Origin of the sequence: Anoxybacillus sp. FSL W8-0104, assembly GCF_038004465.1 — a bacterium.
Classification (GTDB): Bacteria; Bacillota; Bacilli; order Bacillales; family Anoxybacillaceae; genus Anoxybacillus; species Anoxybacillus flavithermus_G.
Genome location: NZ_JBBOQU010000001.1, coordinates 2415559 through 2429857 on the forward strand (window position 1 = coordinate 2415559; position 14299 = coordinate 2429857).

Consider the following 14299-nt stretch of genomic DNA (forward strand, 5'->3'; position numbering starts at 1 on the left):
CACCCCCTAAATTAAAATAGCCTTTCCTGCAAATGCTGCGGAAAAGCTTATTTCAGTCGTATTTAACGATGTATGCTTTATATCTCCTACTACCACGTTTCCCGAGCTGTCCGTTACCGTGACAGTAGGATATTTATTCAAATTATGAGTGATGACCCACAGACTACTAGGCGTGAGCTGCTCATGAATAAATGATTGTGCCGCAGGAATATCATCCGCAGTGATATACCCGGCGTCGTTTTCAAGTTCTGAAAGCTTTGTTGGAACGTTTGTTTTAATCGGTTTTTCAACCATAGGAACATCGATTGTCTTTTTGATACGTTCGATCAAAGTCGGCATAGTATTCCCGAACGTCGCTTCGAGACGAAATCCACCAGGCTCATAGATTTCCTTGACTTCTGTGATCGGCGTATCTAATGTAATTCCCCATTTTTTGTCTTGCACAGTTACGATGTCGCCCAAATCCCAATCCTTTTCATAAACAAACGGACCATATGTGAGGATTTCTGATTCAAAGCTCAATATTTTTTGCATTTCCTGTAGTTTTTGTTGCCCCCGCACAGTGAGATTTTCCCCATCTTCAATGTCACGGGCATCAATAAATGTCTCAATTCGGGATATGCCCGATGCGTCACCTACTTCAACAACTGCACGATCCTCGCCTTCGCCTTGGCCGCCGATATAACCGTAATTTTTATAGCTCACACTGCTTTCTGTGAACGTTTGATTCTTAATGTTGTCAAAATCTATAGAAAAAATCACAGGCGGTAATTCGCTCTGTGACGCAGTGAGATTTCTAGGTTCATAGACTTCAAAAACCCATTTTTGTTGTTGCAAGTCCAAAAAAACATCCCATCCAATTCCGGCAGAAAATGAAATAGACTCCAGCTCGTCAACAAGATTTTTAAATCGTGATTGCCAATCGACAATAGCGCCTCGTTGCAAATCATCAGCAATGATAAGATTAGGAATGATTCGGTTGGGATCAACTGGCTCAACAGCATTCTGACGGACGTAATGTTTAAGGGCAGTTTCAGCATTAGCCTTTATCTTGTCGTATGCTTGCCCGACTGGCGGAACTGTGATGCGTCGGCTAAGTATTCCTTGTAGTGTATACCCTTTAATCATTAACTGTTCCGTATTTTCCCTACTCAACTCTCGATGCCCAATGACTCCAACTTTACGCGGACTCAAAACAATGAGATTGTCTTCTTGCAACGTATCCGTCAGATTTTTGTTCGCGTTAATGTGTAATTCAAATTCTCCGGGCTTACGGAAACGACGGATGAATTGCAAGCTTTCATAATCATCTATCTCACCAAGAAATTGAAACGATGGTGTCAATATGCGAATCGGTTGCATGTCCGTCACCTACACTGTTTTAAGCCATATGTCACCAGCGATTGCATTAGAAGGCTCAACGCTACCTGTTAATAACCTAGCCCCGATTTGATTCTGAATACCGTTGAACCAGCTTTCCCAAGCCGCTTGATAGTCTTCTTTTTTCTCGTTCATTTCAGCCATCCATGCATTCCATTCATCCAAAAATTGTTCCGTTGGCACCGTGATAAGAGATGATACCAATCCTGCGACGTTGGGATCCAATCGCTCGTCCTTCACGCTCGAAATAGTTGTTTTCCCTGCTTCAATCCTTACTTGAGCTAAACTGATTTCATATACAATGTCATCGCGTTGAAGTGCTGGCGGTTGTGGATTCGTTGCCGGAGTTCCTTTTTTAACAAACGCCTTAATATACCTTGCATTTACACTTCTATCAAGGCGTAAAACAATGCGGTCAATCCGCGTATTTGTTGGATCCGCGGCTTCATGAGTAAAAATGATATCTTCTGTATTTCGATACATGTAACCCTCGATATAAGCTGAACCCGGTTCTAGTTTTGTTTGCATTCCTGATACATGCGATACTCTTAATGCTGGAACATTGTTCGTGTGATAAATTCCATTCGATAGAAATTGCTTAAAGTACGTTGCGAATTGCTCCATATCATACTTTCTATCGCCGTTAACACTATTAAAAAACGAATATTCTTCTGCCATATTCCCACCTCCCTACACGCTTAAATGACGATTGCACCATGTAATTTTTACTGCAGCTCGTTCATAGTCTGCGCCTGTCGAGTAATCAAGTAGGTTGTTCCCAGGTATAAGTTGAAAAAACGTGCTGTCCAGTGAAATATAGTGAAACGCGTTTACTTCAGTTCCGTCAGCTAGCACCTTTGTTACTCTCTTTTGGCCAAAAGCAGTACTAATTTCTAACCGTTCCCCAGGCAAAAGACTTTGATTTACCTCGATAAATTCGCCTGTTGTCACATTAATAATCCGAATCGGAGCTGTTGCAGGACCGTGAAAGGTCACGAAAATGGGCGTTTCTACATCTCCATCATTAAATAGAATTTTTGCCTTATTAGCAGATTGCTGCGCAAAGAAAGTAGGCAACTCTAGAGGAAACTCCAGTCCTCCTTCCCAAACGACTAGCTGATCGACTTTTTCTTCTGTTAGCCAGAACGGAGAAGGGCATAGCAAATTGACAAGTGCCTTTTGGAATGTAGGCCCTCGATTTTCCTTCCCGCTCGGAAAAACCGGTACCCCATCGGGAACTGCTTCTATTTCACGAACAGTTTCGCTGTTCTCATACCGAAGCGTTCCGGGTCCAAGCTTAGGATTGAAGACAGAAGCAAGGTATTGACGCTTCTGTAATAGTGTCGATTTATCCGCTGCTAGAATCGCAATTTGCAAAGAGATAGCTCTTTCCTGCAAAACTGAATCAATATATGTGCTGCCATCTTGAAATGGGGCTTTCTGTGTTTGAATATCGGCGTCGACATCGCCAAGCCCATCGACACTTTGCAAAAGAAAAGGAGCTGACGATTTCAGCTCCACCGATTGACCTCTTGCATTTGTAAAGATAATTCGCTGCATATCATAGCCCCCATTCCATTGCGAGTTGACGGCTTACTTGACGAGTTTTACGCGCAACTTCAGATGGCGTTGGCGCGGTTGAGTGAAAATGGAAGTGATTTTCTATCTTTGCACCAGCCATTTTTGGGACATTGATCGTTGCAGTAGCAGGAATGCCAGCACTCGAATATCCCGTGACATTCGGAATTGTCGCTCGTACCATACGATTTGTAGCAGAAACAACGGCATTGATGTTTCGATTGATGCCTTCTGCCAATCCAATCGGAATCCATTTCCCCACTTCATCACGCATGACACGAGAAGGTGAGTTGATGTCGAGTGCATCGCGAATTGTATTTTTAACCATATCGGCTATTTCTTTAGCTTTTTCCCACAAAGCACTAGCCATTGAAGAAATACCATCAATGAGTCCTTGAATGATGTTTTTGCCGATCTCATACAGATTGATGCCTTCCAAAAACGACTTTGCTTGGTTCCAGATTTCCTCTATTTTTGATTTCGCTGCTGTCATCTTTTCAGAAACAGCGTTTTTCATGTTTTCAAAACCGTTGCTGATTGTTGTTTTGATATTTTCAACCGTTGTAAAGAAGAAGGATTTGATTCCTTCCCAAATGGACGAGATGGTACTTTTTACAGCATTAAACACGATAGATGTATTTGATTTGACGTTCTCCCAAGCGGCGTTCACAAAACCTTTTATTACTTCTAAAGCACCGCTAAAAACAAGTTTTATTCCTTCCCAAATACTTTGTAAAGCGTTTTTGAGATTGTCAAAGATAGCTTTCGCATCATTTTTTAGACCTTCAAAATCACCTGTTACAAGGTCGACAATGAGAAGGACTGCACCAAGGAAGATGTTTTTAATTAACTCCCATACGCCGCTGAAATACTGCTTTAGCCCCTCAAAAATCATTTGTAAGCCATTTTTCATGCCATTGAACAAGTTAGTCACAACAGTAATAAAAGGATTGAGAATAGTAATCACAGCATCCTTTATCGCGTTCCATACGGTTGTTGTAACTTGTTTAATACTTTCCCATGTAGAGATAACAAACTCTCCTATTTGTATCCATGTCGTTTCAAAAAACTGCTTAATACCGTCAAGTGTTGAGTTGAACCACTCTCTGATACTACCCCATATTTCAATTGCTTTCGCTTTGATTGTGTCCCAATTTTGATAAATCGCTACGCCCGCTGCAACCAATGCAGCTACAGCTAAACCGATAGGTCCTGTCATAACAGCAAAAGCTGTTCTAATTGCTGCTAGGCCTGTTAAAATTCCAGGAAATACAGAAACAAGAGCTCCGAATCCCGTTACAGCGCTGCCTATTACAGCTAGAACTACACCAAAAGTAGCCACAATTCCCATCAGTGCCGCAACAACAGCTGTGCCGATAGCGACGAACTGCTGTGTTGCTGGCGAAAGGTTGTTGAACCAATCTACAAGTCCCTGTAGTGCTTTCACAAGTGCATCAATAGCTGGTGTTAACGCATTGCCTATCGTGATTTGTGCTGTTTCAAAAGCGCCCTTCAACTCCTCAATGCGACCTTTCAAGTTGTTCATCTTTTCTTCTGCTACCTGTGCCGCTGTTACCTTACTCATCTCGCTGTACATTTTCTTGATACCGTCAGCACCTTCTTTGTACAAGATGTTTGCTGCGCGGATAGCATCTGAACCAAACATTGTGTAGAGTGCGTTTTGTCTTTGTTCAGCATTCAACCCTTTTAAGGCGTTTTGTAAAATCCCGGCTATATCAGCCATTGACTTGATATTTCCGTTTGCATCGAAAAATGAGTTAGCGCCATCTTTCGTAATAATCCCAAGTTCTTTCATCATTCCTGCCGCCGCGTCCGATTTAGGTATGAGGTTGCTCAACATTGTCTTGAGCGACGTACCAGCATCTGAGCCTTTTAATCCGTTGTTCGCGAATAGAGCCAATGCTGTTGTTGTATCCTTGAAACTCAACCCAAGTCCTGCCGCTACAGCCGACACTTGCGATAGACCGTATTTCAATTCTTTTACGCTTGTCGCGGACGCATTCGCACCGCCAGCAAGAAGGTTTGCTGCGTCACTAACCGACAGAGAATCGGCTTTGAAAGCATTGAGCGCTGTTGACGCGATTTCTGCTGCCTCTGCTAAGTCTAATTCCCCAGCAGTCGCAAGAGAAAGCGCGCCTTCTAACCCTCCTTTCATGATATCCTCAAGCGACACGCCCGCTTTAATCAATTCTTCAATACCTTGCGCCGCTTCTAAACCGCTGTATTTTGTTTTTGCACCCATCTCAATTGCGAGATTTTTCAACTGTTCCATCTGTTGCCCTGTCGCGCCCGACACGGACTTAATCGACGACAATTGTGCTTCAAAATCCATTGATTTCTTTGTCGCAATCCCTAACGCTCCGCCGATCGCAAGCGTTGCCGCGCCAAACGACATTGCTAATTCTTGCCCAACCGCTTGCATACGTTGCCCAACCTCTTGCGCGCGTTGTCCGATTGCATTCAGCTTCTCTTGTAGCTGTCCCCATGTGCTTGCGTTTTGTTTAATTGCACCGTTCGTCTCGTCCAATCGGCTCTGTAAACTGCGCAATTGCCCTTCCGTCTTTTCAATCTCGCGTTGAAAAGCGCGATATTGCCCCTCGCTGATTTCACCGCGTTGGAATTGTTCATTGACTTGTTGTTGTACCGACTTCAAACGGTTTAGCTTCTCACTTGTGTTCTCAATTTGCTGGGCAAGTAACTGTTGTTTTTGAGCAAGTAAAGTCGTGTTCGACGGGTCAAATTTCAATAGACGTTCGACCTGTCTCAATTCTTGCTGGATACTCTTGCTTTTTGATTCGACGTCAGAAAGGGCTTGACCAAGCCTTGTTGTGTCCGCTCCGATGACAACGTTAATCCCACGCACACTTTCCGCCATGTTCTCACCACCTTACGTAAAGAAAGCGTCAATCTCAGATTGCGTTGCGCGTTTCTTCTTGCCTTCTGTACTTTCTGTCAGTACGTCGACAAACTGCATGAGGTCACGCACTCTGAACTCGTTGATTTCGTTGAAAGAAAGACCAGCACGTTTCCCGACTACAAGTAGCTGTAAGTCGAGCCGCGCTGGTTGTATATCACTTTGTGTTTCCGCCGTTTCTTCCACTTCGACGAAAAAAGCCGTCTGTCGCCTCGTCCATGATCGCGCCCATCACTGTTGTGTCAGAAAAGTCAAAGGAATCAAGTTCAGCTACCCATGTTGTGAAGTCAGGGAACGGTTTGCCCACACCTTCATGCGCTTTTGCCATTGCCCATGCGATTTGAAGAAGAAGGACGCTATCGAATGTAGAGGGGTCATCTGCAAGGCTCTGCATTTTCATCATGTCGCCGATGAGGTCGCTATTGAATGCTTGTTTATAGTAGAGTAGGGCTAAAGGTGTCGCCTTTAACCCGATTTGTTTTTCACCAATCTGAATCGTTCTCATCTATTACGCCCCCGCTCCTGGTACTTTTACTGCGCTAAAGAAGCTGTTGTAAACCGTTGCGTTCGTGTCGTTCAACTCAAGCACACCACGCACCACGTTCTTGCCGTTGATTTCGATTGGTAAGATGCGAATGCTCAATTTTTCTGTGTTCGGCTCGATCGATTCAGCACGTGTTTTATGCTCTTTCGACGGACGACTCGCTTTGCATCGGTAGTACACAAAACGGCGGTTTTTCTTGTCACCAAGCACTTGACCAAGCAGCGCAAATTCGCGCGGTGTTCCGTCTGTCGTTTCAACAAGCATGCCATTGCTGTCAATTTCCCATCCAAGCAATTCCGCGAGCACGCTGTCAGGGATATTAGCCACTTCTAATTCTGCTGAATACCCGTTGTTGCTTGTGTGAGTGAAGTATGGACCGTTATCGGCGTAGAATGTCGTTTCCTCGCCCTCAGGTTCAGGCGTGAAGCTCACTGCACCAGGAATATGGATTGGCGTCTCCCACGCTGGTTGTGTTGCGTTGTCCTCATCTAAAAATGCAATGTGAACTTTCTCAAGACCAAATGTGACTTTATTTGCACTCATGTTATCATCCTCCTAAAATTTGAATCTCGTAAATAATCTGAAACAGCTTTTCGCTGTCGAGATACGCTTCAAACTTACGATAGGGCAGGCCTAATTCTTTCAGCTTATCCTGCACTTTTTGTTCAGCTACAAGGTCTTTTTTCGCTGTGTAAAGTTCAATTTGAAAATCATCAATTGATACATAGTTGATATTGTCGGCAATCAGGTCATTCGAGTAGGCAAACTGATATGTGATAAAAGGCGGCGTGACCGGACTGGAAAACGAACTGTATGCGACAGGATAGCCGATGGATTTTAGGGCTTGATATAGCTCTGCCTGTGTCATCTTAACCACCGTTTTCGATTATTCTTTTCAGTTCGTCTGGCAACGCCGCACCGTACTTGTCGTATGCTGGTCGTAAGTGCGGACGCTCCTTCACCCGACCTTCTCCGTTTACTTTGGCGTGACCAAACTCCAACAAATGCACACGGCGATAGTGCTTCTTGTTCCAAATGATACGCCGTGTCACTCCGTACTCGTCATCTTTTGTGATTGTGAACGTCTTTGCATATTCACCCGTCCGTTTTGGCGCGAGAGATTGCGCTTCTTTTAATACTTTACGCGCTGTCTCATCGACCTTTTTATTAATACTTCTTTCCATGTCTTCTGTATACTCTCGAATCGCTTGTGTAAGCTCGTCCGCAAATCTGTCAATCGGGATATTAGCCATCTGCCGCCACCCTTTCGCATGTGATACGTGTTTTTTCACCACGCGTTTCCGTGCGCACAACGCGATATACGACGTCCTTATGCTTTAATCTTTCTTCGCCTTTATACTCGGATGAGTATATTTCGAACGATTTGGAAGGACGTATACCAGTTGCCGCCGCATTGTAATATTCAGTTGACGATATAGAAAACTCGTTGGCAAATACTTTTCGCTCTGCGATCTGCTCCACTTGATTTCCGATTTCGTCTTCAGACATTTGCACAGACACCAAATATATCACTTCATGATGTCGCATTGTCATCCACCGCCCGATATTCGAACGAGAGGCTCAAGTGTTCTTTTAAACTCTCGTATGATGCCTGCAATCGTTCAGCGTCGGGATTGTCATACCCAAAATGCGCTTTGCAATAAGTGATGATCGCACGACGAATCAACGGATCGGTTTCGTCAATCACGTCCACGCCGCTTATTGATAAGTCACGCTTAGCTGCATCAATTAATCCTTGAATTTCCTCGTCAAAATCACTGATTGTTACACGCAACGCCAGCTTTACCGATTCCAACATAGCTATTCACCTAATTTCACGCTATGCGGAAGAAGAATAATCTTTACGCCACTTTGTTCTTCTTCAAATCGTAAACGTTTTGACAACTCGATATGTTCATCGAACGTCAATTGTCGTTTCGCTTGGAGTACAATTGTCTTTTCCGCTACTTCTTTGACAACCTCTACATCTTCGTTCGTCTTTTTCTTAATGGCCAACACCATTCACCTCCAAAAAGAAAAGACGGGAGCTATTCCCGTCTTAAACTTGAACTTTCTTACGGATATAAGCAAATGCTTTTGTTGACATGACATCACCGTCAACAATTGCATAGCTCATGTAATCTGTGTAGCGTTGTTTAACATGATCTTCTGTGTAAATCGTCATGTTTTCGTTGACGTTCATGGCGTAACCGCGCGCAACGTTACCAAATAAGATAGCGTCATCAGCGACTGAATCTTCTTCTTTGACTGGTAAACCGAAGATACGTCCAACGCCACCGTCTGTCGTTACATCCGGGATGAATAATGGGCGGCCTTGTTTATCTTTAATGAGCGCTAACTTATTCCAAATAGTTGTACTCTTTGCGTAAATAACTGCGCCATTTTTGTAAGTAGATTTGATTAATCCCATAGCTTTTGCAAGTTTGTCATAATCTAAAACATCGGTGTCATCGTATTCGATAATTTGTGGAGTTCCTTGTTCTGCCACAAGCGCAGTCACAATTCCTTTCGGTTGTGGCTTAAATGTATCGCCTGTTCCCGGTTTTCCTAGACCACTAACGATCGCTTTCGCTAATGCAGCACCCATTTTTTCAGCAAGTAATGTCTGAATGTAAGGAATAAATGCATCGATAGACATTTTGCGAAGTTTCCAGCTGATCGGAATGGACTTCGCAAGTTCGCACCCTGTTAAGTTCAATTCACCGAACCCAAAACCGCTGTCTGCAACTTCCGTTTTTTCGTCGTACCATTGCGCGTCATCGCCAGCGTTCGTTTCCTTGATGATTGTCAAATCACCTGGAACAAACGTCATGCGGACATCACCAAGAATCGGGTACAACTCACCAGCTTCACGCCAGATTCCCTCGCGAACCGTTTCTGGAATCAAAATGGCGTGTGTTGCCGCGGTTTGTGTTGCGTTGCGAATGTCCGCATTAAATTTGTCAAACACCACTTTTTCTTGCTCCGCTAATGGTTGTCCCATCATTTCTTTAGCCCATGCGTTAAGATAAACTTGTTTCTCATCTTTCACTTCAATGGGCTTTGTAGAAGCAACAACACCATTGTCTTGAGTAGTCATATCCATAGCAACATCTACAGCTACTTTATCTTTTAATGCGTTCATATTAGCTTGTGCTTTCGCGAATGCTTCAAATTGCTCGTCTAAATCCTTAATTTCTTTTTCCTTCGCTTTGAATTCTTCAAGTTTCCCCTCGTTTAACGCTTTTTCTGCTGCTTCTAATAACGCTTTGCGCTTTGCTAGATACTCTTTTTTATTCATCAATCATTCCTCCTTTGAGTTTCAAAAAATTAAGCCTTGCTTGATATTCAGCAAGACTTTGTTCTTTCGCTTTTTTCAATCGTTGAGGCGCGTTCTTGAATTTTTCTAACATGTCACCACTATACGCTACCGCTTCAATAGCTTGTCCTACTTCCACATTGAAGTATTGTGCCGCTTCCTCGCCGGTCATCCACGTCTCATTTGCCACCATTTCCCTAATGGTTTCAATATCCACTCCATCGACGAGATGTTCCTTGTAGACATTTAAAATACCTTCTTCCAGCTTATCGAGCATGTCGGCGATTTCACGGAAATCATTCGCATTACCGTACGCGCTTGTCCACGGCTTATGAATCATAAAATAAGCGTTCGCAGGAATAATCACCTTATCCCCAGCCAACGCAATAACAGACGCAATGGAAGCAGCCACACCGTCGACATATACGGTCTTATATCCTTCATGTCGTTTCAACATGTTGTAAATGGCCATACCTGCGAATACAGCCCCTCCGCCACTATTGATATAAATATTGAGGTTTTTTCCTTTCGCTTCATTCAAAAAATCGCGAACGGAACTAGGATATTGATCTGTATCATCCCATGCTCCCCACCAACTGGAAACAATGTCGCCGTAAAAATACAAATCAGCGCTTGTTTCAGTGAAGTTTTTAACTTGTAGCAGGTTGACGAGATTGTCTTTTCCTTTAACCTTCATTCTCGGTTTCACCTCCTTCCGTTGTGGATATAGCTGCGGTATCTAAGCGACGGATTGGGACGTCGCCTCCTTCAATTGGTCCCATGTTCAAGATTTGTCTCCATTCATTAGGCGTCATTGCGCCACGGTCAACCATCTGTACAAGCGACAATTTCGTCTGCATACTCGCATATTGTAGATTCGATGCCTCGAAAATAATCTTGTTTCCAAAACTACGTTCTTTACGGTTGAACAACTTCCGTGTGAACTCATAACTCATCTGAATAGCAATCGGTTCAATCGTTGCCTCGTAATAAGATACCCATTCGTCTTCTGTAAACTTCGACTGCACGATATTTTCGTTCGTATTAAAAAAGCTATATACCCGTTGTAGCGTCTTGTTCATTTGCTTATCATCGGGTACATAGCTCTGTGGCTTCACTTGTTCAATATCATATTTCGCATCAGCTGCCGCCGCTCCGCCAGCTTCACTGTCAATTGACAGATAGTTACGAACGAACTCATCAACGTTCTTTTTTATGTCCTCAGGCCGCAACACTTGTTTGAATTTTAACAACCATTTGATGACGTTGCTGTTTCTGATCGCTTTCACAATTCCTTGGTCGGTCGTATTAATAATCTCCATTAGCGACGTAATCGCCTCGGCTGGACTGTCTCCAAAAATATCGTTCTGATGGAAATCTTGACGCAAATGAATGATATCGCGATAAGGAAACTGCATCATCTTTCCGTTTCTCAACATGAATTTTAAGTACAATTCACCCGACTTGTCGTAAACAGCCTCTACCGAAACACAAGGAATCGGATAAATTTGCGATGGATAACCAAATTGGTCACGGATAATCAAAGCAAAAGCGTTGTTATTCAGTAGCAATTGCGTAACCAGCTTCTCTTGTAACATCTGACCACTCATAAACGGGTTTGGTTCTTCAAGCAAGAACCTCATGTAAGGTTCAGGATTGATTTTTATGCCGTCAGGACCTTCTCTGACATGCTTAGCAACCAATTTCCCGATTGCGCGAGCTGTCGGGCGGATAGCTGAACGAACAATGTCCGACTTGTATAACTCACCATGCCACGAATAAAACCCGTTGCCACGTTCAGTGATTAACTCAAACTTCACTCCAGCTTGTTCGGGCGCTTTATTTTTAAACCACTTATTCCAAAAAGCCACGAACTCACCCCCTTTTAAATCATGTTTAGGTAGTCATTCAACTTCTGATCCAGCACGACGTATGCATCCAACATTGCTGACAAACCATCTACGCGACGCCGTTGATTTTTTCCTTTCGACGGTTGAATATTTCCGTTCTTGTCAATATCAATACTTGTGTTCGACAAACACCATTTTGTGATTGGATTGTTGTTATACACTATTTTTTTTGCCTCTAAATCCGCGCCAAGTTTTTTCATTGGTGCTGACAACGTCTTTTTACCTTGTATAACAGGTATCATCGACTCTTTTCCAAAGTATCCTTCCATTTCTTCCACCCAATATTTAGCCGACCATGAGTCGTATCCAATCCAAGGGAGATATACACCTTTTTCGTTCAATAACTCTAAGAACCATTCAGTCACGTATTTTGGATGAACACTATTTCCTGGACACGTCCGAAGTAAACCCTGTTCATGCCATATGTCATAAGGGATTTTATCTTCTTTGGCTCGTTGTTCCAAGAGGTCTTCTGGCAACCAATACATGTGTTCAAAGTATATTTTTTCACTACCAGGCACCATAAACAGCACACACGCTGCCGTCAAGTCGGTCGTGCTGGATAAATCAACTCCACCAATCGCGTATTTTGGACGAAGAACAGACATATCAAATACTTCTGTATTGTTCAATTGCTCAAATGTGAGCCACGCTTCGCTTGAAGTTTCGCGGATATTAAAGTCTTTCGTTAGCAGGTTCTTCACAAGCAACAGATTGGCTTTCGCTTTTTCCACTTTCCGTTTCAGCTCGTCGTATTTTTTGATCGTTCCTAGTCCCGGATTCGCTTTCTTCCAGCACTTCTCGTCCGTCCATTCTTCGCGGCTATCTAACTCATAGATGATCGGGAGAACACGCTCGTCTTTATAACCATCTGGGTCATCATATCCGTTGATGATACGTTCAGCCTCGTCGTACTTGATATCAAAAATTCCTTCACGAACTGTTCCAGCTGTCGTCGTGATGACGGTAAGTGGTTGCTCCCTCGCGCTCATGCCGTCCACGATAACGTCATACAGGTTTTTATCCTCAATTGCGTGCAGCTCGTCAATCAATGCGCAATGCACGTTTAGACCATCGAGCGTGTTGCTGTCGCTCGACAATGGTTTGAATGAACCATCGTTGAATTCACTAATCAATTCTGCAACAAGCGTCTTCACTCTTTTTCGTAGCGTCGGTGATTTTTTGACCATCCGTTTTGCTTCTAACCATATGATCTTCGCTTGGTCTTTTTTGGTCGCTGCCGATACCACTTCAGGCCCTGGTTCTCCATCAGCAACGAGCATATACAATGCGATCGCCGAACCAAGAGCCGATTTCCCGTTTTTCCGCGCAACAATCAAGATCAATTCACGATGTTTTCTTGTTCCGTCAATCTTGTGTACGAAACCAAACACCGCTGCAATCAATGCTTTTTGCCATAATTCCAAGATGAACGGTTTACCGCCCATTTTCCCCTTCGAGTGTTTACAAAAATTTTCGATAAACTCGATTGCGTGATTGGCGCGTTTCGTATTGTATTCCCACTCACTATCAGGATTGTTAATTTCGTCAACTAACTTTTTGTAAACACGGCGGACTTTGTTTGAAACAACTTCCTCGCCGCACTTGATTTTCTCCCAGTAGTGTAGAATCGGGTTGTAATCAAGTGGATACCTAATCACGTTCCATCACGAACGACTCAAACCCGTCATCATCGTCCTTGACTTCCTCTTTCGGCAACAAGTCGGTCAGTTGTTTAATAATACTCTGATAGTTTTTGTTCATCGTGTTGTACAACCGCGCGACAGGTCTTTCCCTTTCATACGGTTCCGTCTTTTCAGACTGTGTGAACATCTCAACAAAACCATTTTCGTCCAAGTCCTTTTCCATATCCTCAAGTGTCACACGCATGAATGCCGCACGACGAATTAACCCTTCAACAACCTGCATCTTATCTTTTGGTAAATCCTTGTAGCTTTTTCGTAATCGTTTCTCCTCTCGCGTAATCCGTTCTTCTTTTGTCATTTCCTTTCTTTTCATCGCAAAAATCACCTGCCTTTCTTCCGTTTTTCGGTAGGGGGGTCACGCGTGAGACCTGCGTGTTACGCGAAGGTACCCCCCGCCGGTCCCGTACCGACCCCCATCAAATTCCAACAGGGGGGGTTATTGTCTAATCACTAAATCGCCATTCTCATCAAACATCACGTCGTATCTCGTCACACTCCGTCTTTCGTGGTGCTCTTTATTATGACAGTCTTGGCATAACAATTCGAGATGTTGCCAGTTTAACGAGATGTCTGGATCATTAATATTGCTTGGATTGAGATAGATTTTATGGTGGACTATTTTCCCTGGACGTTGGCATCGTTCACACAATCCGTGCCGATAAACAAAATAAGCATCGCGACATTTCCGCCATGCCTTTGACTTGTAAAAGTGTTTAGCCCAGTCTTTCACTTTCTTCGAATCGCCCCACGCACTCGCTTGTACATGTCTCTTTTCACACCCATAATGTCGAGCCAGTCACGCCAGGTCATCTTCTCTTTCTTCCGTTTCGGTTTCTTGTCTTTATCGTCACCATGCAGTTTATACATGCTTTTCACCTCAAAATAAAAACGCCACCCCGATCGGAGTGACGCCCCGCTTCAAAAGTC

17 protein-coding genes and 1 pseudogene are annotated in these 14299 nt (G+C 43.6%); all 18 read right to left on the minus strand.

Going from position 1 to position 14299, the window contains the following annotated elements; all coding sequences use genetic code 11:
• Positions 1 to 6 precede the first annotated feature (6 nt).
• Positions 7 to 1362: a siphovirus ReqiPepy6 Gp37-like family protein gene (locus NST18_RS12810; RefSeq protein WP_340721486.1), complete on the minus strand. Its 1356-nt coding sequence runs from the start codon at positions 1360 to 1362 to the stop codon at positions 7 to 9.
• Between the two features lie 9 nt (positions 1363 to 1371).
• A complete protein-coding gene (locus tag NST18_RS12815; protein WP_340721487.1) occupies positions 1372 to 2058 on the minus strand; it encodes a hypothetical protein in 687 nt (228 codons plus the stop codon).
• A gap of 12 nt (positions 2059 to 2070) precedes the next feature.
• Entirely contained in the window at positions 2071 to 2940 is an 870-nt protein-coding gene (locus NST18_RS12820; RefSeq protein ID WP_340721488.1) for a phage tail family protein, read from the minus strand.
• A 241-nt stretch (positions 2941 to 3181) separates the two neighbouring features.
• Positions 3182 to 5410: pseudogene (locus NST18_RS12825) on the minus strand (phage tail tape measure protein); the annotation flags it as partial.
• A gap of 640 nt (positions 5411 to 6050) precedes the next feature.
• The gene (locus NST18_RS12830; RefSeq protein ID WP_192951806.1) at positions 6051 to 6398 is read right to left on the minus strand and encodes a hypothetical protein; all 348 of its coding nucleotides are present in this window, start codon (positions 6396 to 6398) and stop codon (positions 6051 to 6053) included.
• Between the two features lie 3 nt (positions 6399 to 6401).
• Positions 6402 to 6980, minus strand: coding sequence for a major tail protein (locus tag NST18_RS12835; protein WP_340721490.1), 579 nt, complete (start codon positions 6978 to 6980; stop codon positions 6402 to 6404).
• 4 nt (positions 6981 to 6984) lie between these two features.
• Positions 6985 to 7305 (minus strand): hypothetical protein, encoded by a 321-nt coding sequence (locus tag NST18_RS12840; protein ID WP_064214168.1) that lies wholly within the window; start codon positions 7303 to 7305, stop codon positions 6985 to 6987.
• Position 7306: 1 nt separating this feature from the next.
• Positions 7307 to 7690 (minus strand): HK97 gp10 family phage protein, encoded by a 384-nt coding sequence (locus NST18_RS12845; RefSeq protein ID WP_064214169.1) that lies wholly within the window; start codon positions 7688 to 7690, stop codon positions 7307 to 7309.
• Complete coding sequence (locus NST18_RS12850; RefSeq protein WP_340721492.1) at positions 7683 to 7946, minus strand: phage head-tail adapter protein; 264 nt, start codon at positions 7944 to 7946, stop codon at positions 7683 to 7685. The genes NST18_RS12845 and NST18_RS12850 overlap by 8 nt, the downstream gene beginning before the upstream one ends.
• 25 nt (positions 7947 to 7971) lie before the next feature.
• On the minus strand, positions 7972 to 8256 hold the full coding sequence (locus tag NST18_RS12855) for a head-tail connector protein (RefSeq protein ID WP_064214171.1): 285 nt from the start codon (positions 8254 to 8256) through the stop codon (positions 7972 to 7974).
• Between the two features lie 2 nt (positions 8257 to 8258).
• A complete protein-coding gene (locus NST18_RS12860) occupies positions 8259 to 8456 on the minus strand; it encodes a hypothetical protein (RefSeq protein ID WP_192949238.1) in 198 nt (65 codons plus the stop codon).
• Between the two features lie 40 nt (positions 8457 to 8496).
• Complete coding sequence (locus tag NST18_RS12865; RefSeq protein ID WP_192949237.1) at positions 8497 to 9738, minus strand: phage major capsid protein; 1242 nt, start codon at positions 9736 to 9738, stop codon at positions 8497 to 8499.
• Entirely contained in the window at positions 9731 to 10453 is a 723-nt protein-coding gene (locus NST18_RS12870; RefSeq protein WP_340721493.1) for a head maturation protease, ClpP-related, read from the minus strand. The genes NST18_RS12865 and NST18_RS12870 overlap by 8 nt, the downstream gene beginning before the upstream one ends.
• Positions 10443 to 11627 (minus strand): phage portal protein, encoded by a 1185-nt coding sequence (locus NST18_RS12875; RefSeq protein WP_340721495.1) that lies wholly within the window; start codon positions 11625 to 11627, stop codon positions 10443 to 10445. The genes NST18_RS12870 and NST18_RS12875 overlap by 11 nt, the downstream gene beginning before the upstream one ends.
• A 14-nt stretch (positions 11628 to 11641) precedes the next feature.
• The gene (locus NST18_RS12880; RefSeq protein ID WP_340721496.1) at positions 11642 to 13327 is read right to left on the minus strand and encodes a terminase large subunit; all 1686 of its coding nucleotides are present in this window, start codon (positions 13325 to 13327) and stop codon (positions 11642 to 11644) included.
• The gene (locus tag NST18_RS12885) at positions 13320 to 13685 is read right to left on the minus strand and encodes a hypothetical protein (protein WP_192952208.1); all 366 of its coding nucleotides are present in this window, start codon (positions 13683 to 13685) and stop codon (positions 13320 to 13322) included. Before NST18_RS12885 ends, NST18_RS12880 begins: the two co-directional genes overlap by 8 nt.
• A 123-nt stretch (positions 13686 to 13808) precedes the next feature.
• Positions 13809 to 14102 (minus strand): HNH endonuclease, encoded by a 294-nt coding sequence (locus NST18_RS12890; RefSeq protein WP_081254040.1) that lies wholly within the window; start codon positions 14100 to 14102, stop codon positions 13809 to 13811.
• On the minus strand, positions 14099 to 14239 hold the full coding sequence (locus NST18_RS12895; protein ID WP_196762572.1) for a hypothetical protein: 141 nt from the start codon (positions 14237 to 14239) through the stop codon (positions 14099 to 14101). The genes NST18_RS12890 and NST18_RS12895 overlap by 4 nt, the downstream gene beginning before the upstream one ends.
• Positions 14240 to 14299 lie beyond the last annotated feature (60 nt).